Consider the following 23,602-nt stretch of genomic DNA (forward strand, 5'->3'; position numbering starts at 1 on the left):
TATGATATAAGTTCACAAATTAAAATTGTCAACAAACTTGCAAAAAGAGGCAAGGGAGGAACAGGAATGAAAAGTAACCGCATGACCTTTGTGGCGGCGATGATTCCCGCCGGCGTTGCCCTTAACTGGGTAGCCAACTATGTCGTTGAAGCCCTGAAAATCCCCCTGTTTTTAAACAATATGGGCTCGATCATCACGGCCATTGTTTTAGGCCCGGTCTGGGGGATGGTTACCGGCCTGCTGACGAATACAATTTTAGCTTTGACAGTTCGCTGGACTTATTTCCCCTTTACTGGGGTAGGATGGGTTATCTTATTGCTTGCCTATATGTTTTTCCGGATGGGCTGGTTTAAAAAGGTTTATCTGGTCATTATCGGTGGGGCCATAGACGGGGTGATTGCTTCTGCCGCTTCGGCTGTAGTCGCTACCTATGTTTTTGGCGGTTTTACTGGGAATACCATCGATATCTTTACTGCCGGGCTAATGGCAGCCGGACAAAAAGTATTTAGCGCCTCTTTCCTGGCCAATCTTGGACCCACGGTAGTTGATAAAGCTATCCAGTTCTGGCTAGTTTGGATAATCCTGAAATATTTTCCCAACAAATACCTGCCCAATGCCAGAGAAATTAAGGGTTTACTCACCGCCAGGTCGCTAGAGATAGGAGAATAATAAATTGATGATGGCTGGAAAGGAATAGCCATTCCTTTCCAGCCATCCCCGGAGGGATATTGAGTGGGTACTTTATATATGCCGGGAAACGGTCTGATGCACCGCCTGGACCCCAGGACAAAAATCTTCTTCCTGTTATTTGTTATTATCGCTGTGTTCCTTTTTTACGATCCCACCATACAATTAATCATTTTAGCCAGCCTGGTTTTCCTGGCTTTAATAAGCGGGCTGCAGCAGGCTTTGATTGCAGCGGCCAAATTAATGCTCCTTTTCGCCATTTTTATTTTAACGGTTCACGGTTTATTTAACGCTGCCGGTAAAACCGTGATCTTGCAGCTTGGTCCGCTGGCTTTTAAACAGGAAAGCCTGCTTTACGGTGCCGTGATGGCCTGCCGTTTAATGGCCATAGGTATTGCCGCGGCGCTGTTTGTGGTAAGCACCAAACCCAGCGACCTGTCGACAGCTTTAATCAAAAGCGGTTTTCCCAGCATAATTGCCTTCATGCTCCTGGCAACATTACAGATCATCCCAATGATGCTCAAAGAAGCCCAAAATGTCATGGAGGCCCAGCAGGCGCGCTGTGTGGACGTTACTTCCAGCTTGATTAATCGAGTAAAAGCTTTAATCCCTGTTTTTGTACCCCTATTTATAATTACCTTTATTAAAATGCGCGACCTGTCATATGTGCTTGAATGCCGCGGGTTTAGCATCAAGGGTAAGCGCACCTATTTATATGAAGTTGCCTTTAAAACATTTGACCTGGTAACATTAGTGATCCTTGGTACTCTGCTAGGCGGTTTGGTCATTTTAAGGTTCGTTAACGGGAACGTTGTTTTCATGCCCGCTAGCGGTATATTAATTAGCATTTTATATGGGTCCTGGATTATAACTGCCCTTCTTTTTGGTACCAGCTGGCTGGCCAAACTAGTAGCTAAAGGTGGTGGCAGTCTTGCCGGCCAAAGCAATTAAGGTGGAGCATTTAACCTATTTCTACCCCGATACTACCAGAGCAGCTTTGCAAGATATTACCTTTGAAATAGATTATGGTGAAGTCCTGGGCATTGTTGGACCCAATAACGCCGGTAAAACAACCCTGGCCATGTGCCTGATGGGGTTAATCCCCAATGTAATCGGCGGCGAATTAAAAGGTTCTGTAAGGGTTGATGGGGTAGAAGTGCCCCAAACAACCATAGCCGAAATGGTACGCCATGCAGGTCTTGTTTTCCAGGAACCGGAAATTCAACTTTCTCAAACGACGGTGGCGGAAGAGGTTGCCCTGGGATTATCCAATCTCGGTATACCCCGGGATGAAATGCTGAAGCGTATCAAAGAAGCCCTGGCCATGGTAGGACTGAGCGGTTTTGAAGAGCGGAATCCCCTGGCCATGTCGGGAGGGCAGCAACAACGGCTGGCCATTGCAGCCGTCCTGGCCATGCAGCCCAAGATAATGATTTTCGATGAGCCAACCTCCATGCTGGACCCGGCAGGTAAAACGGAAGTCTTTACAGTTCTGGCCCAGCTTAAAGCCAGGAAATTTACCGGCGTGATTATCGAACACGAAATAGAGCGGGTGGCGCTATATTGTGACAAGGTCCTTGTGTTGGCAAATGGTGAGCAACAGGCTTTTGGTACCCCTCAAGAAGTATTTTCCCAGGTGGAAAAGATCAAAACCTGCGGTATTCGTCCCCCTCAGGTAACGGAACTGGCGCATTTATTGAAGCAAGATGTATACCCGGGCATTGATTATTTCCTGACCGTAGAAGGGGCCGTTGCCGGTTTGGCGCAGTACCTGCAAGGAAAAGGCCATGGGGAGGGTTGAACATGGAACCCATCATTAAGGTGGAAAAACTGGTGCATGTTTACCCTGGGGGGGTTAAAGCCCTTAAAGGTGTTAACCTGGCCATTCAAAAGGGAGAAGTAGTAGCCATACTGGGCAAGAACGGTTCCGGAAAAACGACCCTGGTCAAGCACTTTAACGGGCTCCTCAAGCCAACTGCAGGTAATGTCTGGATAAAGGGAATGAATACCAGGGAAGTGAGTATTGCCCGGCTATCCAGGGAAGTAGGTTATGTTTTCCAGAACCCCAATCACCAGACCTTTCTACCCACAGTCCGGGATGAACTCAGTTTTGGTTGCCGCAATCTCAAATTGCCGGAGCAGGAGATTAACCAACGGGTAAAAGAAGTTGTCATTCGCTTTAATTTAAAGGATAAGCTGGAAGACAACCCTTATGATCTTAACCTCAGTATGCGCAAGACGGTGGCCATTGCTTCCATTCTGGCCATGCGCCCGGCGATAATCGTCCTCGACGAGCCGACGACGGGCCAGGATTATGCCGGTTGCCAGCAGCTGTTGAAGTTTATTGGCGAATTAGAAAAAGAAGGCCATACGGTGGTAATAATTACCCACGATATGATGCTGGTCGGCGAATTGAATAAGCGGGTTGTAGTAATGAGCAATGGCGAAATTATTGCCGACAGTTTACCCCGGGAAGTGTTTAAAGACGATAGCATCTTACAACGCTCAGGTTTATTGCCGCCCCAGATTACTGAACTCAGCCGTAAACTGGTGCCGTACGGTATCACTGATACGGCCCTGACAATAGCAGATTTATATACCTCTATAAAGGAAAGGTGATTGCCGTGACCGAAAGTGTCAAGTGGAATACCGGGGCTCTAAGACCGCAAACGGAGGATAAAGTGCAATACCATATCCGCTGCCGTCCAGGGGATATTGCCGAGTATGTCCTCCTGCCGGGGGACCCGGAGCGCGTTCCCCTGATAGCCGCTAAGTGGGATACTGCGCGTGCCGTCAGCCGGTACCGGGAACATGTAACCTATACGGGAACCATTGGCCAGACGCCGGTTTCTGCCTGTTCTACCGGGGCGGGGGGAGGGTCTACGGCTAGCGCCCTGGAAGAGCTGGCCGAACTGGGGGCGAAAACCTTTATCAGAGTTGGAACCACCGGGGCTTTACAGGAAGAAATTAATTGTGGTGATTTGATTATTTGTGCGGGGGCGGTGCGCCATGACGGTACCAGCCCGCAATACGTAGAACTTGCCTATCCGGCCCTGGCCCATTACGAGGTGGTACTGGCCCTGATCCAGGCTGCGGAAAACCTTAATATTCCTTACCATGTGGGCCTGGCCTGTACGACTGCCTCCTTTTACTGCGGCCAGGGCCGGCCCGGATTTGGCGGTTACCGGCAGAGCTTTATGGAGCATATTGTTGAAGACATGATCAAAGCCGGTGTTCTCAATTTTGAGATGGAAGCGGCTACGGTGCTTACCTTAAGCCAGCTTTTTAAGTTACGGGCCGGGGCAGTTTTTACGGTAGTGGCCAACCGGGTCAAAAATGAAATGGTCTATAAAAAAGACGGCATTGAAAAGGCAGTGGCGACGGCCAATGAGGCGGTGCGTTTACTCGCCGAATGGGATGCCTTAAAGCAAAAAGCCGGTAAAAAATATTTTTTCCCGGGGTTATTGAAATAAAGGAGATGATTAACCTATGCCCGTAGCGGTCATTGGCGGGACCGGTTTTTATAATTTGTTAGAGGAAGCCCGGCCACTGCAGGCAACCAATGAATACGGCAGTGTGGAGTTGTTCCGGGGTCACTATCAAGGTAAAGAAATTATTTTTTTACCGCGACACGGTAAAAACCATGAATTTCTGGCCCACCAGGTAAATTACAGGGCCAATTTCCTGGCCCTCAAAGAGGTGGGGATTACCCGGATCTTAGGCACTTCGGCGGTAGGCTCCCTGAACCCGGAGATGCAGGTAGGCGATTTGGTTTTACTCGATCAATTCGTTGATATGACCACCAACAGGCCCAAGAGCTTTAACAAATATTCAGTAGATATGAGCGATCCTTATTGCCCGGAACTGCGCGCTTATTTCCTGAAAGCGGCGGCAGAGATTGATTTATCCCTTCATAAAAAAGGCACCTATATTTGTGTCGACGGTCCCAGGTATGAAACGAGTGCGGAAATAAAGTTATATCGGCAGTGGGGGATGGATGTCGTCGGTATGACTAACGCCACCGAGGCGGTCCTGGCCCGGGAACTGGGAATGTGCTATGCCATTGTGGCCATTGTAACCGACCTGGCGGCGGGAATTTCCGAAGTGCCGCCGGACCTGGAAACCCATAGACAGGTGGTACAGGAAAACCGCGCTAAACTGAGCCAGCTGTTATTAAAGGCGATTACCCTGGTGCCGGAAGAACGTAGCTGCCGCTGCCAGGCTATTTATGAGAGCGCCCTGGCTGCCCGGGCAAGCCAGCTAAAAAAATGACCGTGCTTTTGCGGGGCGGATATGTATTCCAGCTTAAGGACGGCAGTGTAAATTTCCAGCCTGGCGATATACGCCTTAACGGTGCTTATATCGATGGCCTGGCACCAGAGATCAAGCCCCTACCCGGGGAAGAGGTCTGGGATGTAAGGGGCTGCCTCATATTACCCGGCCTGGTTAATGCCCACTATCACTCCTATACCAACTTGTTAAAAGGTACAACCTGGGGGGAACCCCTGGAAATATGGTCAATAGCTACCGTGGCCCTGGGAGGGCTTCTAACCGACCGGGAGATTGCCGTCAGCGTTCTCCTCGGGGTAGCGGAAATGCTGCATGCCGGCGTTACTTGCTGTCTCGACCATTTCCCGCACTTATCCCGGCTGGCGGCAGCGGCAAAGGCTTATCAACGGTCTGGCTTTCGGGTTAGCCTGGCCCCAATGCTAAGCGATGTTTACGAGCATTTAGTTGTCCCCGGGGTGGCCGAACGGTTGCCCCGGGAATTACGCCGCAATCTTGAAGCAGTACCACATCGTTCGGTGCAAGAGCTAAGGGAATTTTATTTAGCAGCCTTACAGGAATATCACCAACCCCGAGGCACCATGCAGGTTGTGGTGGGTCCCAATGCTCCCCAGCGGGCCAGCATGGAACTATTAGAAATGGCTGCCGAACTGGCCAGGAAATATGAATTAACCATTCATACCCATCTATTGGAAACAAAATGGCAGGCGATGGCAGCCTGCCGGGCGGGCAGCAGCCTGGTTGCCAAGCTGGATCGAGCGGGGTTGCTGGGACCGCAAACGGCAGTCGCCCATGCCATATGGCTGGAGGAAAAGGAACGGGCATTACTATCTGAGCGGGACAGCATGGTAGTCCACAACCCTACCAGCAATGCCATGCTGGGCAGCGGGCGGGCGCCGTTGATTGCTTATCTCCGGGACAATATTCGTGTCGCCCTGGGTACGGATGGCTTGAACTGCGGTACGAACCATAATCTCTTAGAAACCATGCGCTGGGCCGGCTTGCTGGCACGCCTGGAGGAGCCGGATTATAAGTTATGGCCCGGCGTTAGCGACCTCTGGCCGATGGCTACGGTAAATGGCGCGGCGGCAACGGGCTGGGAAGGTGTGACCGGCAGATTAGAACCCGGTTACCGGGCTGATCTAATAATTGTATCTAACAATAGCCCGGCCCTGGCACCGGCTACCAATATACCGGCCCAGTTGATCTTGAATGAAACCAGACTTGCTGTTCGCGATGTGTTCATAGACGGCCGGCCGGTAATGGTACAAGGGCGTATCCTTGTTTTTGACGAAAAAGACTTGCGCCGGGAAGCCGTAGAGATAGGCAGGAATTTAGTCGAACGGTCGCGCCCGATTCTAGCGCAAGCGGCTGCCTTGCGGGAAGCTTATGAGGCCGCCTACCGCGCCTATTATTTGGTTTAAATAAAAGCGGGGGATACAAAGATGTTGGCCCAATTGCGGGAAGAATTGATTGCAGTCTGTCATGAAGTTTACCGGCGCGGGTTTAGCAGCGGTTCCGGAGGTAATATTAGCGTCCGCATTCCGGATAGCAATTATGTCCTGATTAAAAGGAGCGGCTGTTCCCTCGGCCGGGTTCGGGCGGTGGATTGTATACTAATAGACATGGACGGCAATCTGGTTGAAGGACGGGGAAAACCGTCCAAAGAGATTAACTTGCATCTCGGTATTTACCGCTGCCGGCCGGAAGTGGGAGCTGTCATCCATGCCCACCCGCCATATGCTATTGCTTTTGCCAACACCTACGGCTCCTTACCGTTGGTTACCGTTTCCGCCCGGGCCTACCTGAAACAGGTGCCCAATATATCTTTTGCCCCGCCCGGTTCGGCAGAACTGGCCAGGTTGGTTATTGAGCAGTACCAGGGTACCAGGATTAATACCATTACCATGGTAGAACACGGAGCGGTAACGGCAGGGAAAGACCTCCAGGAAGCCTATGATTTGATGGATTACCTGGAGGATAACGCCAAAGTGGCCCTGGCGATGCTCCAGATTAAGGCTCTGGGGGGGTATTTATGACGCGGCTGGTAAATGCGCTGGTACAAGAGTTAAGAGAGCGCAATTTACTCCTTCCCATCTGGGGTGAAGGTGAAAAGGTCATTATACTTGACCAGACCCGGTTACCCTTTAAGACGGTTTACCTTGAAATTTATACCGTAGCGGATTTATGCACGGCCATTAAAGATATGATCATCCGGGGTTCCGGAGCCCTGGGGCTGGCCGGTGCCTGGGGAGCCTATCTGGCCAGCTTAAAGAATGACAGCCTGGAAGCCTTCCAAAGGGACCTGGCTGCCCTTAAAGCTACCCGGCCCACGGCAGTAAACCTGGCCAAAACAGTTGATGAAATCGGAAGCGATCTAAACCCGAGGCAATTTAAAGAACAGGTAGTACAGCGATTGCTAGATATCGTCCGCCGGCAGCTGAACTTCGAGCTGGCCCTGGGTGAGGCCGGTGCTGCCTTAATCCACGACGGGGATACCATTATGACCCACTGCCATTCCGGCGCCCTGGCCGGTGCCGGTTACGGCGGGCGGGCCTTATCTGTTATCAGGCGCGCCTGGGAACAGGGCAAAAAAATCAGCGTCCTGGTCAACGAGACCCGTCCCTACCTGCAGGGGGCGCGCATTACGGCCTGGGAGCTCAAACGCCTGGGTATCCCCTTTACCTTGATTACCGACAACATGTCGGGTTTTTGCCTGGAAAAGGGTATGGTAAATCTGGTGGTGGTAGGTTCGGACCGGGTGGCCCGTAACGGCGATCTGGCCAATAAAATCGGAACATACCTCCATGCCCTGGCGGCTCACGACAACAACGTGCCCTTTTATACGGCAACTTCCAGCCATACCATTGATTTAAATACGCCGAGCGGCGACGCGATCCCGGTGGAGATGCGGGATGCGGCAGAGGTTCTTACCCTGGCAGGGCAGCCTATTGCTCAACCAGGAACCCGGGCCCTATATCCCGCCTTTGATATTACGCCCCATCGCCTCATTACCGGCATCATTACGGAAAAAGGCGTAATCTTTCCCCCATTTGAAAAGAACCTGGTGGAATTATTTGGGTAAAAATTGACATACGAAGCTGAAAAAATTGCGTAACTGCAAAAACTGAAGTTGCGGTATCGATGACGCCCGGAGGTGCGACCCCGGGCACTGTTTTTGATGATCAAACTGTTTACCACTTACCTTTGGTGGGCAAAAAGCGCCGGTAGACTGCTTCATTAACGGACAGCTCCAAAGAATCATCGAGGGGTGGCAGTTCGACTTCGCCATAACGGCGCTGTAGGGCCAGCCGGAGGAGGTAATCGGCCAGGTGGGGGTTTTTACTCAATAAAGGCCCGTGAAGGTAGGTGCCGATAGCGTTCCGGTAGCGGGCACCTTCCGTCTGGTCGGTACCGTTGTTGCCGTCGCCGTAGATAACTTTCCCCAGGGGCCGGGCGCCCTGCAGGAAGGTACGGCCGCCATGGTTTTCAAAACCAATCACCGGCCGGTCCGTACCCAACTCCTCCACCTGGATGGCAATATTGCCCTTTAAGCGTTTGTTCCCAGCCTCGGTATAGGCGGCAAAAAGGCCTACGCCCGGCAACGTTTCTCCGGTGCTGGTGCGGTAATACTCCCCCAGCAGCTGGTAGCCGCCGCAGATGGCCAGGAGGGCCGCGCCTGCTTCCACCGCTTCCTTAAGCCAGGGACCTTTTGCCAGTAAGTCGGCACTCGCCACCCCCTGTTCCTGGTCGGGGCCGCCGCCCAGGAAGAAAAGGTCATAGGCCTTCGGGTCCAGCTTATCACCCAGAGAGATCCGGGTCACTTCCACCGCGATACCCCGCCACTCAGCTCGGCGGCAGAGGATTAAGACATTACCCCGGTCACCGTAGAGGTTAAGGAGTTCCGGATAGAGATGGCAGAGGCGTAACTTCACTGACAGCCCCCCTTGCTTTAAGGATGCGGCGGTACAGGGCCAGGTTGGTATAGGTACAGAGAATGAGGCCTTCGTCGACTGGTTCTTGCAGTAAAAAGTCGACACTTTCTTCCTGGTCGGGGATAACCTTGAGGTCCGCCTCTTTTACCCCCTGGTATTTGAGACAAATGGCCATATCACCGGCACGCAGGCCGGCACAGATAATCCGGTGGTAAGGAGCCTGGAGCAAGGGACTGAGGTCGGCATCCCAAAGCCAGGAGACGTCGCGGCCGTCGGCGGCCAGGTCATTGATGGCCAGGAGATAAGTCGCTTTGCCACGGCCGGCAGTCAGAGTCTTCAGGGCTACACTTAAGCCCGTGGGATTTTTTACCAGCATCAAGGTCAAATGTTTGTTCCCCAGGCCAAAGGTTTCGGCCCGGCCCTGGCCGGGGAGGAAAGACGCCACCACCCGGCCGACGGTTGCCGGGTCAATCTTTAATTGCAGGGCGGCACTGGCAGCGGCCAGGACATTATAGACATTATAAATCCCCGGCATGGGGGACCGAAGGGGCAGTTTGCCGCCTGGGTAAACAAGGTCAAAGCGGGCTCCTCCGGAATTTAGCTCTAAATCCCTGACCTCATACTCCGCAGGTGGCCGGCTGTACGAACACTGCGGGCAGAAATAATCCCCCAGGTGGCTGTAATGATAGTAATTAAACTCCAGGGGCCGGCGGCAGCGGGGACAGATATGGCCCTCCAGGACTTCGCTGGTTGTTTCCTGGCTCCAGGGCGTCCGCGCCAGGCCGAAGTAGCGGACCTTCTCCCTTCCACGACCCAGGGAAGTGACCAGGGAATCATCGGCGTTAAGGATCAGGGTGGCCGCCGGGATCGCCGCCAGGGCGCGGCTGATGGCTGCCGCCAGCTGCTCCAGCTCATGGTAGCGGTCTAATTGATCCCGCAGTAAATTCGTAATGAGCACCATATCGGCTTTGATATGGCGGGTCACCAGGCCCAGGGTACCTTCATCTACTTCCAGGACGGCAATTTCTCCCCGCCGGGCCAGGAGGGCCGTGGTTACGCCGGCGGGCATATTGGCCCCTTCGCTGTTATGAACCACCTTCAACCCTGCGGCCCGAAAAATTGAGGCCAGGAGGTTGGTGGTCGTCGTCTTGCCGTTGGTCCCGGTAACGATGATAACTTTTTCATACCTGGAGGCTAAACGGCCCATTAAATACGGGTCAATTTTCAGGGCTAAATAGCCCGGCAGGGAGGTACCACCCCGTTGCAAAAGGCGGCATATAAAGGCTGCCAGGCGGCCGGCCCAGAGGGCCAGGAAAGTACGCAGCAATTTGCAGGAACCTCCTTTAACCCACAGCGGCCTGGCTGCGGCGCAGGCGCCTGCTGAGGACGCTTAAGAACATGGCCAGCTCTTCCATGCGCAACAACCAGGCCAGGCCGATGTAACTCAAAACCCCCAGGTTAATCAGCAGGGCCAGCTTCACTCCCTCCCGCACCAGGCGGGGCCAGGATGCCGGGAGGAAAAGATGGCCGGCCGCCAGGTTCAGGAGAAGGCCCATGACCAGCGCTGCCAGAAGACTTTTCATAGAAGTCTGCAGCAACCGGCGACCTTCCAGGGGAGCTTGCACCTTGCGCCGCAGGTAATAGAGCAGCAAGGCGACGTTGACACAGCCAGCCAGGGAGTAGGCCAGGGCCAGGCCGCGGATGCCGAAGGCCGGCCCCAGGGTAAAGTTCAGGGCGGTGCCCGCTGCCAGGGTAACCAGGCCGATCTTTAGGGGGGTTACCGTATCCTGGGTGGCATAGAAGGCCCGGCTCAAAATCTCATAGGCACCGTAGGCCGTTATCCCCAGGGAGTAAAAGACCAGGGCTTCGGTAGTGGCCAGGGTGTCGGCACTGGTAAAGCGGCCGTGCTGGAAGAGCACCCTGACCACCGGTTGCCCCAGGGCAATCAGCCCCACCGTGGCCGGGATGGAGATGAAGACCACAGCCCGCAGCGATCCCGACAGGTAACGGGTAAAAGAACGATAATCCCCCTCCATGGCAATACGAGTCAGGGCCGGTAAAAGGGCGATGCCCATTGACGAGGCAAAGAGAATTGGTACTAAAACCACCCGGCTGGAGATGGTCAGAGCGTTGATAGAACCGCGCGGCAGGAAAGAGGCAATGAAAGTCTGGTTAAAGAAAAGATTTAACTGGGCAATGGAAAGGCCGATAGTTACAGGGAGCATTAGCTTAAAAATCCTGCGGATGCCTGGGTGCTTAAGGTCCAGGACCGGCCGGTAGCGGGGCTTAAGGTGCCATACCCCCCACACCTGTACCAGAAAATTCAGGGCCGCGCCAATCAGGGTGGAAATGGCAAAAGCGGCGATGCTGTATTTCCCGGCCAGGGCGAGGCCGAAAACTATAATGGCAGCGTTGTATACCAGGGGGCCGATGGCCGTTCCTATAAAGGATTGGTAGGCGTACTCTGTCCCCATTAAGACCCCATTCAGGCAGTGAAAGAGGATGGCTACGAGTACAATCCGGGTCAGGTAGGCGGTATAAGCCACTTGTTCAGCATTAAAGCCCGGGGCTATCAGGTGTACCAGCCAGGGAGTCCAGATCATTCCCAGGGTTACGGCAATCCCTACCAGGGTCAGGACCAGATTAAAGGCGATGCTTACGGTGTGCCAGACGGCCTCTTCATTTTCTTCCGCCAGGTAACTGGCCAGCACCGGGATAAAGGCCGAGCTAACCCCGCCGCCCACCAGGATTAAATAGATGGTATCCGGGATAACAAAGGAGGTATTGAGCATATCGGTCAGCTGGTTCTGGCCGAACAGGGCGGAAATAGCCGTATTGCGTAAAAAACCTAAAATCCTTGACACGCCGGCGGCCAGGCTCATGATAGCTACTGAGCGGGCCAGCCCCATTTTCCCTTGTTTTACCACTTTAGCGCTTCCTTTTTATTTGGCATTGTTGACACACTACCTGTATTTTAATCCTTTAAGTTATAAAAATGAAGCCTTGGGGAACAAAAGTATAAAAGTATACCGGCAGGAGAAGGCATTTCTCCCTGGCAGCAAATAATTTACCTGGGAGCTGGATATAATAACTTTCGACTTGAACTATATTTCACAGGAGGAGATTTTTTATGGCGGCTCATTACGGCGCCCACGAAGTAATGGAAATCCATGAAGTTTTGAGCGACACTATCGATGGGATCAATCAATTCCAGTTATACCGCCCCCATGTCAAAGATCCCCAGCTCCATTCCATCCTGGACAAGCAGCTGCAATTTATGACCCAGGAGTATAATAACATGGTTCAAGCTATCAACCAGCGCGGTATCACCCAGGCGGTACCTTACCGCCTGCCCCGAACGGCTGCCCCGGTTTACGGCCTAAATAACCCGGAAACCCAAAAGCCAAATACCTCTATTCAAGATATGGATGACCGGGATGTGGCCAGCGGCATGCTGGGATGCCATAAGGCTTCAGCAGCCTTTAGAATGATGGCTTCCCTAGAATGTGCTGACCTGGAGCTGCGGCGCATGTTCCAGCAGGGAGCTGTCAACTGCGCCGAGCAGGCTTATGAAGTATGGCAGTACATGAACCAAAAAGGCTATTACCAGGTACCGACCATGAAGGATGTAACGACAAGCACCATGATTAATGCATACAGCCCAGCCGCAACGGGCCAGGTTGGGATCTATCAGCAGTAGAGGCTGCCAAAATGGTTGTTTATCTTAAGATGCGAAAGCCCTGCCTTTCAGGAAAAGGCAGGGCTTTTATAATGAGACAGTTACCGGGGGGCAGGATTGACGTCCGGGTAAAGGAAGATTAGCTTCAAAGGGAAGGTAAGGCGGCTGCTTCATGCCCGTAAATACTGACGCTGGCAGCACCCATTGATTTCCCATTTTGGGACGATAATTTCCAAAGTGAAAAACGTATGTCTTATAAATCCTTCAAGATATTTCTCTCAGGGGCTTAATTTATGAGATTTATCAAGATGAAAGACAGCGCCCAATAGCTGTGAATATTGGCACGGATATTGCTATATGTTTTAATCAGTGAGGTGATTTATATTGGTGCGCTAGAGAGTAAGTAAACGAGACGGCCATGATTATTGTTAGGCATCTAAAAACATGCAATCAACCCTAAAATTAAAACTCACGGTAACATGTCAAGGACTAAAAATGAGAGTTGACAACTTTAGCGAGGAGGAAACTTAAATGTGCTTTAGACCACCTGTTGTAGCCAAGAAGATTAAATGTCCCAATTGTGGAAAGGAAGTAATTAGGCAAGGAAATAACCCCAAAATATGTCCTCATTGTAAGACGAACCTAGATTCTGCTGATAAGAAATAAAAAGCAAATTGTTATTAAAACTGCTAGCAGCTCGTGTGAATAATAGTTGCTGACAACTTCGGGTTAGGGGCCATGTCTTTTCATAAGCTACCTTAGCTACTTTTCCCCGCCGAAGTGGGGGTAGATATGGGACTAAGCATCACTTTTTATCATGGAAGTAGAGGAGATGCTTTTGGGTTTGGGATATTTTTCACATAGGCTGCTAGATGAGATATGTGTACTCCAGTGCTTTTGGACATGATGGGAGAAATAGCTCTTTTGCAATGAGGGCAATAAACCATTGTTAATATGCAGCCGGAGGAGAGGAGCAGTAAAAGGGACAGCGCTACGAGTTTTAACCAGGAGAGAGTATGTCACCGGGGCTTGTGTAGGAACGTTTAGAAGTCTCCGAATAACAAAGGGGGGTGTACTGTGAAAAGAAAAGCGTGGGCGGTTATGTGGGCGGTCTATCTTGCGGGCGTTGCTGTAGCGTTGAACCAGTTTAAAGTACCTCCGGTAATGCAGGTTCTTATGGAAAGTCTTCAGGCTGATATGGCAACGGCGGGATGGCTAATGTCTGTTTTTTGCATCGCCGGGGTCATACTGGCACTTCCGGCAGCGTTCCTTCTGGCAGGTCTGGGGCCGAAAAACAGTGGATTAATAGGTCTAGGTTGTATAATTATTGGTGCAGTAATTGGAGCTGTGGCTAAAAGTGCAGCGATTATGCTTATTGCCAGGACTATCGAAGGCGTTGGGTTGGCTTTAATTGCAGTCGTGGCTCCGGCGGTTATTAGTATGTGGTTTGAACCACATGAACGAGGATTGCCTATGGGTATTTGGGCTACATGGGTACCAGTTGGCAGTTTTCTTATTTATAATTTGGCCAACCCAATTGCAAAACTAGGTGGCTGGACCAGTATCTGGTGGTTTGGAGCTGTTTTTGCTTTAGTTGCATTTCTGGTGTATAGCGCTATTGTTGCCCCGCCCCGAAAAACGGCGAGTGGCAGTGAAGAGGGTGGCGCTATCTCTATTAGCCATGGGTTGAAAAGTATAAATACCTGGCTTATTTCCATTGCCTTTGCCGCATTTAACTTTAGTTTTATAGCCTATGCCACCTGGGCACCCACCTTCTTAGCCGAAGTTCATAAGATGGATCCGGGAGCTGCCAGTTTTTACGCTAGCCTGGTAACCCTGGTTTTTATACCTGGCGGCATATTCGCTGGATGGGTTCTTGACCGCTTCGGAAATCGTAATGGTATCCTGGCAGCCTCCTTCATTATTTGTACGATTTTAGTGTTATGGGCTTTTAAAGTAGGGGGCAATGTTGGAATTCTTGTTCCTTATTATGTTATTTTAGGTCTGGCGGCAAGCTTTATTCCGACCTGCGTTTTTACCATTGCTCCGGAAACAGCTATTAATCCCCAATTTGCTGGCGTAGCCTTGGGAGTGGTGATCCTTGGTCAGAACAGCGGTATGTTCATCGGCCCTCCTGTTGTAGGTCAGGCTATAGCAAGTGGAGGTTGGGGTGCTGGAGTATATCCTTTAGTTGCAGGGCTTCTTGTCGCTCTGGTGGCAACTCTATTAATACGCACTAAAACAGAGTAAAAGGAGGTGAACTGTCTTCTAGAAAGGAGGTTTTTGCCAGACATTAAAGCGAAGCCTGTAATGCCTCGAGGAACGAATTTCAATACTTAATGGCAAAATTCAGAAAAAATAACGGAGGGATACTATGCCATGACGGAAAAGGACACGAAACGCCAAAATGGTGTGCGTACTTATTACAAGAATTTGGGTTTGTGTTCCTTTGCCTTTGGATCAAACTCGGCAGAAATTGACGTTAAGGACGGTAAAATTCTTCGTATTCGACCGCTGAGATATAACCGTAAGTATAAGACAGAACAATTGCGACCCTGGAAGATTAAGGCCAGAGGGAAAACCTTTGAAGCACCGATGAAGTCGCTTCTGAGCCCCTTTAACTATGTGTACAAGAAGCGGACGTATTCGCCGAACCGGATACTATACCCCATGAAAAGGGTGGACTGGGATCCGGAAGGAGAGCGCAACCCGCAAAACAGGGGTAAGAGTAAATTTGTACGTATAACCTGGGATGAAGCTGCTGAATTAATTGCTAAGGAACTGAAGCGAGTGTGCGAAAAATACGGCCCGACCTCGGTTCTGGTACAGGGGGACGGCCACGGCGAGACTAAGACCATTCATGGTCCTCACGGCTGTCAGATTCGCTTGATGGAGCTTCTCGGCGGTTACACCATCCAGGCACGCCAGCCCGACAGCTGGGAAGGCTGGTACTGGGGCGCCAAGCACGTCTGGGGCCAGGATCCAGTAGGCCAGGGTAGGCAGGCCAATCTAATTAAGGATATTTCGGAAAACACTCAAATGATCCTGTTCTGGGGTTGCGACCCAGAGACGACACCGCTTGCATGGGGCGGGCTGCAGGCTAGCCGTTTATGCTTCTGGTTTACCGAACTAGGCATAAAATCCGTATACATCTGTCCCGACCTTAATTATGGTGCAGCAGTTCATGCGGATAAATGGATACCTGTAAGACCCAACACGGACGCGGCATTACAGCTCGCTATTGCCTATACATGGATTACGGAAGACACTTATGATAAAGATTATGTCGCCACTCATACTCACGGTTTTGACGAATTTAAGAAGTATGTTCTAGGCGAAGAAGACGGCGTTCCCAAGACACCAAAGTGGGCCGAAGATATCTGCGGTGTTCCTGCCCGGGTTATTAAGGCTTTAGCCAGGAAATGGGCTCGGGAAGCAACCAGCATTGCCCACAATAACGGCGGCTCTTACATCAGGTCCTGCTATGCCCACGAGCCGGGACGTCTGGAAGTAATCCTTTTGGGCATGCAGGGCTTAGGAAAACCCGGTCAGGGACAGCTCAAGCTCTTTGAGTGGCAGCTCTTCAGCTTGCATGACCAGAACCCAATGCCCCGAAGAGAAATAATACCCAGCCCGGAAGGGGCCTACCAGGGATTTACATTTCCAGTGCCAAAGCAGTTTATCCCTAAAACTCTCATCCCGAAAGCAATTTTGAGCGACGAACCCATTACCTGGTACGGGATAACATATGCAGGAATTCCCAAGGAGGATCAGTTCGTACAGTATAAATATCCTGCTGAGGGATGTTCGGAAATCCACATGATTTGGAGTGACAGCCCATGCTGGTCCACTTGTTGGAATGGTGGAAACATGTGGATTGAGGCTCTACGCAGTCCTAAAATTGAGTGCGTTGTCATGCAGCATCCGTGGATGGAAAATGACTGCCTGTTTGCCGACATAATCCTGCCTATCAACACAAAGTTTGAGGAAGAAGACTTTGGGGTTGATGTTTTGGGTGACAGCTTCAATGTAGTCCTTTACGAAGGGCAATGCATTGAACCTCTGGGAGAATCAAAGAGCGACTATGAAGCAGTAGCGGAAGTAGCAAAGAAACTTGGCCTCTACGAAGAATACACTAGAGGTAAGAGTATTGAGGACTTAATTAAGGACGGTTACGAACAATCCGGTATAAAAGACAGGATAAGCTATGAAGAATTTCGGGAGAAAGAATACTATGTAGTACCTACAGCTGAGGACTGGGAAAATGACGAACCCGGTTTCAGCCCATTCTATAAGGATCCAGAGAACAATCCTCTGGATACACCGACCGGAAAGCTTGAATTCTATTCCGTAGGTCTGGCTGAAAACTTCCCGGATGATAAAGAACGTCCGCCGGTGCCTCATTGGATACCTTACGGCGAAACTCATCAAGAAAGCCTTTTGCATCCACGTTCCCAAAAGTATCCATTTCTTATAGTTTCCAATCATCCCCGCTGGCGTTGTCATGCTCAGCTGGATGATATACCATGGTTCCGTGAGATTCCTACTTGTAAAGTTAAAGGGCCGGATGGATATTTATACGAACCGGTCTGGATTAATCCAGTAGATGCAAAGGCATTGGGAATCAAAAGCGGTGATGTAGTTAAGATATATAACGAGCGCGGATGGGTACTTGGTGGGGCATATGTTACCGAACGTATAATGCCGGGGGTAGTTTATCAAGATCATGGTGCAAGACTAGATCCGATAATACCTGGTGAAGCCGACCGTGGTGGAGCTAACAATCTTATTTGCCCTACCAACACGACATCAAAGAATTGTGCAGGGGAAGTCACGAGCGGGTATCTTGTAGGCGTAGAAAAAGTGGATATTGAGGAAATGAAAAAGCAATACCCTGAGGCGTTTAACAGGCCTTACGATCCTTATTATGGAGTTCGTTTCGAGGCCTGGATTACGGAGGTGAAAAACTAATGAAAGTATTTGTTATTGATGTTGCTAAATGTAATGGTTGTTATAACTGCCAGCTGGTCTGCAAAGACGAACATGTTGACAACGACTGGTCACCCTATGCTAAACCCCAGCCGGATGTAGGTCACTTCTGGATGAAGTTAGTTGATATAGAACATGGCAGTGTTCCAAAGGTAAAAATCGAATATCAAGCAAGGCCCTGTATGCATTGCGATAATGCAAAATGTATTGAGGTTGCCGGTGATGGGTCAGTATACAAGAGGAACGATGGGTTGGTCATTATAGACCCCGAAAAGGCTACAGGGCGCAGGGAACTTGTCGATTCATGTCCCTATGGCGCTATTTACTGGAATGACAAATTAAATTTACCACAGAAATGTACCGGATGCGCGCATCTTGTTGACGCAGGCGAAGTTCCCCGTTGCGTTGAAGCATGTGCTACAGAGGCGATAAAGTTTGGCGAGGAAGAAGAATTAAAGGAATTAATCTCCCGGGCTGAGGTGTTACAGCCTGAACTCGGTCTGAAACCCAGGGTATATTACCTAAACCTCCCTAAGTTCTTTGTAGCGGGAGAGGTTTACGATCCGGATATCGATGAAGTCCTGGAAGGGGCGCAGGTAACCCTTATTAACAACGAGACCGGCCAAAGCTGGACAGAGACAACTGACGATTTCGGTGATTTTTGGATCAGACGCCTAAACAGTGGCTGTTATACACTAAAAATTGAAAAGAACGGTTACCAACCTTATCAAGTTCAAGACCTGCAAGTGGATAAAAGCATCAATATTGGTAGTATTGCGCTGAAACGGGAATGATGTAATATCAGGTGTTTGACGTTTTCATGTGCCTTTGCTAGTTAGGGGAGTCAAAATAAAGCTCCCCTTTTTAAATACCCATTCATTCTTGCCGTCACAGTCTTTTTGAAAGTGGTAGAGTAGAGGCGTGCTTTGTGGCATACTTCAGCTCTACCACCTTATTTCACCTGAATCTAAATTTAATCTAAGGACTTGTACTGCGCTTTCGGAATACTATGTGGAGCAATCTAGTTTGTATTGCTTAAGTTTTCTATACAGAGTGGATTTACCAAGTCCAAGTAGTTTCGCCGCTTTAGGGATGTTGTTGCCAGTAGAAGCCATGGCGTTTTGAATGACTATCTTTTCAGCTTCCTCCAATGAGGTTACCCCGGCTATGCTGCAAATACCTGTACTTTTCAGGGTGGTTCCCCTCACTACTTCGTTAGGCAGGTGCTGGACGTCTATAAGGCCGTCCTGGGACATGTTGACGGCATAAATCATAGCATTCTCCAGCTGTCTGACGTTACCGGGCCATTCATACTCTAAAATTATTTTTTTTGCAGCCGGGCTTATAGTTGGCAATACATGTCCTGTCTTTTTACAGTAGTATTCTATAAAATGCTGGCACAACAGCAAGATATCTTCCTGGCGCTGTCGCAGGGGCGGTATTTCTAGCTTGAGAACCGCCAGCCGGAAGTACAGGTCGAGACGAAACTGATTTTCTTGCACCATCTGGTAAAGATTTTTGTTAGTTGCAGCTATAACGCGGAAGTCAACAGGAATATACTTCCTGCCTCCCAGCCGCATGACGCGCTTGTCCTCTAAAACCCTAAGCAGCGTGGCCTGGGTTTCAATGGGCATATCGCCTATTTCGTCAAGGAAAAGGGTTCCTTTGTGAGCCAGCTCAATTTTGCCTGGTCTTCCATTGCGTTCGGCACCCGTAAAGGTTCCGCCTTCATAGCCAAAGAGCTCGCTTTCAATGAGGTTTCTGGGAATCGCAGAACAGTTCAAAGCAACGAAAGGACCTTCGGGCCGGTATTGATTGTGAATAGCCTGGGCAAATAGCTCCTTTCCGGTGCCGCTCTCTCCAATTAATAAAACATTTTCGCCGGCTTCGGCGAACTTACGGGCCAAGTCTTTTGCATGGTTTATGCAGGCGCTGTTGCCAATAATATCATCAAAGTGGTACTTGGCCACTGCACCAGTTCGCACATTAACAAGGTTATTGATTTTTTCAGAAAGGTTGACACGGATGATGGCTCCTTCGGTGCGTTTTTCTTTCTGGCCTGGTATAAATTGTATGCTAAATACGCAGTGGCGTTCCTTTTTGCAGTTGCGAATAGTTGCTTCCAGGTAATTAACAGGTTTCTGGCTTGTTAATACCTGCATTACCCTGTCGTCCACAAAGTCCCTTATGTTTCTACCTTCAACTTTGCCGCCGTTTGGATTAAGTATTCGAGCTGCCTCCTGGTTAGCCTTAATAATCTTATTTTCACAATCGACAGCTATGATTCCAGCATCAATGCATGCGAGAATTGTTTCTAATGTATCATTCATAACCAAGAGCCTATGGTTTTTTTCTTTGAGTTTGAGGTGGTTTTCAATAGCTACCGCCAGGGAGGCAACCCAGCCCAGGGTATGCGACTGTAAATTCTTCAGGTCTTTTTCCCACGGCCGTTCCCCCAGAGCCTGTACCAGTACCAGGGTGCCAATAAGGTCGCCTTTTTCATCCATGATAGGAGCGGCTGAACTGATGTTGTCTTCAAGGGCAATACAGTAATTTTCGGGACCCATTAACTGGACCGGACATTTTAAAATCATACTGAGCCCGTGGGCTAAAGTTCCTGAGGTCTCTTCGTTCCAGATCGCCCCTACCACCGCATTTATTGACTTAAAATAGGAGATTTCGTTAGCATCTCCTTCAAGGTAAAGAATAGTACCGTTGGCGCTATGGAGGCTTAAAATATAGCCGGAAATCTTGAGCAGGTGCTTAAATGCGTTTATAAGGGTTTTGGTGGTTGAAATTAACAGGCTATTTTCTTCAAGTATAGCCTCCAGTTTTTCCTTAGGCATATTATGCCCGATTTTTGTGGCAAAAGGATCAATGTTGTTGTTGCGTGACCTTAACCAGGAAGCAGCAACCTCCGGGCTTAAACAAGAAAAAGTCCGTGGATCTTCATTGTGGTATAGAAAACGTTGTTTACACTGCTGAATTTCTTGCCAGCGCCGCTGGAATAAGGTATAGTCAAAAGGATTTGCCATAAAATCAGTCCGGTTATCGTTACAGGCTACATCAGGCCTGATAACTTCCATACCAACCCTCCTAGTAAACAGAAAACTTACATCCTGGCAGGATTTTAGGCCGAGAAAGACATGCAACGTTCTGTTTAAGTAATTCGAGGTTCAGACCTTTTCGGCGGACTAAAAGGTCATATTATTAAGTCCCTCCTTTCGAGAATGTTTTCCCGAGCTATACCTGATTGGTACATGCATATTTGCTGCAACCTACCCAATAAGACAACTTTTGGAATGTCATTTTAGTTTTATATACAACCATGTGATTTCTATCACTATTATACACCACAAAAATGGGTAAAGTTATACTGAAGATCGAAGGATAATCATCAAAACATTTATCATGATGATATTGCGGTTGGCAATATTGACTAAAAGTTTGTTGTCTCTTTTTTGAGAATGCCCCGTGTCAAAAAGGGAAAAATACCCGCCACTACTTTTCGGGTTAAGCACTTGAGCTACATTGATTAATATTGTGCCAGAGCGATATCCGGAGATTAAATCTAGGAATTATTTTAAACCCCGATGTTGGCACGATTTTTGCTAAATAGATCTTATGTAGAGGGGTATCTGGAAGGTCAGTTAAGAAAGCAGTTCATAATCAATCATCGCATATACAAATCAGATTATCAAGAACCTTTTTTGTTCGGTTAGGAGGGAAGAAGGCTGGCACAAACAACCTGTTTGAACTGCAAGAAGGTTGTACCACCTGGTACCCTTTTACCTGAAGGATAAGTAGTTCGAGCGGAGGTAAAAAAATGGCTGGTAACATTGAAGTCAAAAAGGCAGCATGCTATTTCTGCCATATGAACTGCGGCATGCTGGTGCACGTTGAAGACGGTGTCGTTAAAAAAGTAACGGGCGATCCGGAGCATCCCTTTAACCAGGGGGCACAATGTCCCCGGGGTGCCTCGGCTATCGATCACCTCAATCACATTAACAGGGTAAACTATCCCCTTAAACGTGTCGGCGAACGGGGATCGGGTAATTTTAAGCGTGTCAGCTGGGAAGAAGCCCTGGAGGACATTGCCGCCCGGCTAAAAAAATACAAAGCGGAATATGGTGCGGAAAGCATCGCCACCGCCGGGGGCACCAACCGTACTGACGATTGGGCCAGGCGCCGCTTTTTTAATCTATTGGGGAGCCCCAATGTGGTCCATACATCACCCGTTTGCTGGATACCCAATTTTTTAGTAGAAACGGCCATTTACGGCTGGAGCGCCTTTGACCCGGAGATTATGGGCAGCCGCTGCGTCGTCGTCTGGGGCCATAATCCTGGTGCTTCGTATTTACCGGAAATGCGGGGGCTTTTAGAGGCCCGGGAAAAGAACGGTACCAAAATCATTGTCATTGACCCGCGTTACAGCGAGACGGCAGCCCGGGCCGACATTTGGTTACCCATCCGCCCGGGGAGTGACTGCGCCCTGGCCCTGGCCTGGCTTAACGTCATTATCAATGAAGAGCTCTATGACGCCGATTTCGTCGAGAACTGGACGGTGGGCTTTGAGGAACTGCGGGAACGGGTGCAGGAGTATACCCCGGAATGGGCGGAAGCAAAGACCTGGGTGCCCGCCGAAAGGATAGCCATGGCGGCCAGGACGTACGCCACATCGAGGCCGGCTTGTATCCAGTGGGGGGTAGCCACCGACCAGCTCGGTAGGGCTACCAGTGCCGTTGCCCAAGCAAGGGCGGTGTTGAGGGCCATTTGCGGTAACCTGGACGTTCCCGGCGGTGATGTCATGCCCGGCCCCCATCCTACATTTATTACTGACGTCGAGATGGAGCTCAACGAATTGCTGCCCGAGGAGCAGCGGGCAAAGCAACTGGGCGCGGACAGGTTTAAACTCAGCACCTGGCCGGGTTACAAGCTTCTAAATGAGCAGCTACAGCGTGTCTGGGGAAAGGGTCTGCCGGCCGAGTGGATGTGCGAGGCCAGTCCACCTGTACTGTGGCGAGCCATCTTAACCGGTAAACCCTATCCGGTGAAAGCGCTGATCGTCCTTGCTGATAACCCCCTTAGCTCTTATGCCAACTCCAGGCTGGTATATGAAGCCCTCAACAAGCTGGACCTGCTGGTGGTCATGGACTACTGGCTTACGCCCACGGCCGCGCTGGCCGACTATGTCTTGCCGGCTGCCTCCTGGCTGGAAAGGCCGGTCTTGACGACAACCTATGGAGTTTCTGACTGGCTTATTGCCTCTGAAAGGGCTATACAGCCGTTATATGAACGAAAAACCGACTACGATTTCTGGCGCGCCCTGGGTATCAAGATGGGCCAGGAGGAATACTGGCCGTGGCAGACCAACGAAGAGGTGTTCCAGTACCGCCTGGAATCGCTGGGGTACGGCCTCGAAACCTATGAAGATTTTGTCAGGGGGGTACGTTTCGACTTTGCCCCGCGCGAGTACTATAAGTACCTGGAAAAAGGCTTTGCCACACCATCCGGGAAGGTGGAACTGAAAAGTTCAATACTGGAAACGCTGGGATATGACCCGTTACCCCATTACGTCGAGCCGCCTTTCAGTCCGGAAGCTACGCCGGAGCTGGCCCGGGATTATCCTCTGATACTCATCGCAGGTGGAGGCTTTATGCCCTTTTTCCATTCCGAGCACCGACAAATAACACGTTTGCGCCTCTTGCATCCTGAACCGAGGGTGGCCATTAATCCGGAACTGGCGCACAAGCTTGCTATTAAAGAAGGCGACTGGGTGTGGATTGAAACCCCAAAAGGAAAAGTTAAGCAACGAGCCAAACTCACTACAGCCGTACCGCCCGGGGTAATCCAGGCGGAACGGGGATGGTGGTATCCGGAAAAAGGGGTAAAAGACCTGTTTGGCATCTGGGAGTCCAATATCAATGTTTGCCTGGATGACGACCCGGATACCTGCGATCCAGCCTGCGGCAGCTGGTGCACCAGAACGATTTTATGCCGGATTGCTAAAGTGGAAGGGTGAAAG

The 23,602-nt window shown here is 50.3% G+C and carries 18 protein-coding genes; 14 read left to right on the forward strand and 4 right to left on the reverse strand.

What is annotated here, in order from left to right; translation table 11 throughout:
- Window positions 1–66: 66 nt before the first annotated feature.
- The 9 genes from MCACP_RS05260 (at window position 67) to mtnA (ending at window position 8,059) form a co-directional block, all read left to right on the forward strand.
- The gene (locus tag MCACP_RS05260) at window positions 67–669 is read left to right on the forward strand and encodes a hypothetical protein (RefSeq protein ID WP_406678321.1); all 603 of its coding nucleotides are present in this window, start codon (window positions 67–69) and stop codon (window positions 667–669) included.
- Window positions 670–732: 63 nt separating this feature from the next.
- Complete coding sequence (locus tag MCACP_RS05265) at window positions 733–1,638, forward strand: energy-coupling factor transporter transmembrane component T family protein (RefSeq protein WP_406678322.1); 906 nt, start codon at window positions 733–735, stop codon at window positions 1,636–1,638.
- A complete protein-coding gene (locus MCACP_RS05270; protein ID WP_406678323.1) occupies window positions 1,619–2,488 on the forward strand; it encodes an energy-coupling factor ABC transporter ATP-binding protein in 870 nt (289 codons plus the stop codon). Before MCACP_RS05265 ends, MCACP_RS05270 begins: the two co-directional genes overlap by 20 nt.
- 2 nt (window positions 2,489–2,490) lie before the next feature.
- Complete coding sequence (locus MCACP_RS05275; protein WP_406678324.1) at window positions 2,491–3,306, forward strand: energy-coupling factor ABC transporter ATP-binding protein; 816 nt, start codon at window positions 2,491–2,493, stop codon at window positions 3,304–3,306.
- Window positions 3,303–4,160 (forward strand): uridine phosphorylase, encoded by an 858-nt coding sequence (udp, locus tag MCACP_RS05280; RefSeq protein ID WP_406678325.1) that lies wholly within the window; start codon window positions 3,303–3,305, stop codon window positions 4,158–4,160. The genes MCACP_RS05275 and udp overlap by 4 nt, the downstream gene beginning before the upstream one ends.
- A 16-nt stretch (window positions 4,161–4,176) precedes the next feature.
- Complete coding sequence (locus MCACP_RS05285) at window positions 4,177–4,959, forward strand: MTAP family purine nucleoside phosphorylase (RefSeq protein ID WP_406678326.1); 783 nt, start codon at window positions 4,177–4,179, stop codon at window positions 4,957–4,959.
- The gene (locus tag MCACP_RS05290) at window positions 4,956–6,398 is read left to right on the forward strand and encodes an amidohydrolase family protein (RefSeq protein WP_406678327.1); all 1,443 of its coding nucleotides are present in this window, start codon (window positions 4,956–4,958) and stop codon (window positions 6,396–6,398) included. The genes MCACP_RS05285 and MCACP_RS05290 overlap by 4 nt, the downstream gene beginning before the upstream one ends.
- A 21-nt stretch (window positions 6,399–6,419) precedes the next feature.
- Complete coding sequence (locus tag MCACP_RS05295; RefSeq protein ID WP_406678328.1) at window positions 6,420–7,013, forward strand: class II aldolase/adducin family protein; 594 nt, start codon at window positions 6,420–6,422, stop codon at window positions 7,011–7,013.
- Window positions 7,010–8,059, forward strand: coding sequence for an S-methyl-5-thioribose-1-phosphate isomerase (gene mtnA / locus MCACP_RS05300; protein WP_406678329.1), 1,050 nt, complete (start codon window positions 7,010–7,012; stop codon window positions 8,057–8,059). Before MCACP_RS05295 ends, mtnA begins: the two co-directional genes overlap by 4 nt.
- 109 nt (window positions 8,060–8,168) lie before the next feature.
- Here the strand turns inward: mtnA and MCACP_RS05305 are convergent, their stop codons facing one another.
- The 3 genes from MCACP_RS05305 to murJ are packed head-to-tail and all read right to left on the reverse strand — an operon-like array spanning window position 8,169 to window position 11,836.
- Window positions 8,169–8,909 (reverse strand): type 1 glutamine amidotransferase, encoded by a 741-nt coding sequence (locus MCACP_RS05305; protein ID WP_406678330.1) that lies wholly within the window; start codon window positions 8,907–8,909, stop codon window positions 8,169–8,171.
- On the reverse strand, window positions 8,869–10,236 hold the full coding sequence (locus MCACP_RS05310; protein ID WP_406678331.1) for a Mur ligase family protein: 1,368 nt from the start codon (window positions 10,234–10,236) through the stop codon (window positions 8,869–8,871). Before MCACP_RS05310 ends, MCACP_RS05305 begins: the two co-directional genes overlap by 41 nt.
- 16 nt (window positions 10,237–10,252) lie before the next feature.
- A complete protein-coding gene (gene murJ / locus MCACP_RS05315) occupies window positions 10,253–11,836 on the reverse strand; it encodes a murein biosynthesis integral membrane protein MurJ (protein ID WP_406678332.1) in 1,584 nt (527 codons plus the stop codon).
- 203 nt (window positions 11,837–12,039) lie between these two features.
- Here murJ and MCACP_RS05320 point away from each other — a divergent pair, with 203 nt between their 5' ends.
- The 4 genes from MCACP_RS05320 (at window position 12,040) to MCACP_RS05335 (ending at window position 18,371) form a co-directional block, all read left to right on the forward strand.
- The gene (locus MCACP_RS05320) at window positions 12,040–12,609 is read left to right on the forward strand and encodes a spore coat protein (RefSeq protein ID WP_406678333.1); all 570 of its coding nucleotides are present in this window, start codon (window positions 12,040–12,042) and stop codon (window positions 12,607–12,609) included.
- 1,056 nt (window positions 12,610–13,665) lie between these two features.
- Window positions 13,666–14,838 carry a CynX/NimT family MFS transporter gene (locus MCACP_RS05325; protein ID WP_406678334.1) on the forward strand — a complete coding sequence of 391 codons (1,173 nt, stop codon included), beginning with the start codon at window positions 13,666–13,668 and terminating at the stop codon, window positions 14,836–14,838.
- Window positions 14,839–14,967: 129 nt separating this feature from the next.
- Window positions 14,968–17,559 carry a molybdopterin-dependent oxidoreductase gene (locus MCACP_RS05330; protein ID WP_406678335.1) on the forward strand — a complete coding sequence of 864 codons (2,592 nt, stop codon included), beginning with the start codon at window positions 14,968–14,970 and terminating at the stop codon, window positions 17,557–17,559.
- Window positions 17,559–18,371, forward strand: coding sequence for a 4Fe-4S dicluster domain-containing protein (locus MCACP_RS05335; RefSeq protein WP_338825442.1), 813 nt, complete (start codon window positions 17,559–17,561; stop codon window positions 18,369–18,371). The genes MCACP_RS05330 and MCACP_RS05335 overlap by 1 nt, the downstream gene beginning before the upstream one ends.
- A 213-nt stretch (window positions 18,372–18,584) precedes the next feature.
- Here the strand turns inward: MCACP_RS05335 and MCACP_RS05340 are convergent, their stop codons facing one another.
- A complete protein-coding gene (locus MCACP_RS05340) occupies window positions 18,585–20,663 on the reverse strand; it encodes a sigma-54-dependent Fis family transcriptional regulator (protein ID WP_338825443.1) in 2,079 nt (692 codons plus the stop codon).
- Window positions 20,664–21,403: 740 nt separating this feature from the next.
- Between MCACP_RS05340 and MCACP_RS05345 the strand changes: the two genes are divergently transcribed.
- On the forward strand, window positions 21,404–23,599 hold the full coding sequence (locus tag MCACP_RS05345) for a molybdopterin-containing oxidoreductase family protein (protein ID WP_338825445.1): 2,196 nt from the start codon (window positions 21,404–21,406) through the stop codon (window positions 23,597–23,599).
- Window positions 23,600–23,602: the final 3 nt, after the last annotated feature.

The organism is Neomoorella carbonis (assembly GCF_045278715.1).
In the GTDB taxonomy this organism is placed as follows: Bacteria; Bacillota; DSM-521; order Neomoorellales; family Neomoorellaceae; genus Neomoorella; species Neomoorella carbonis.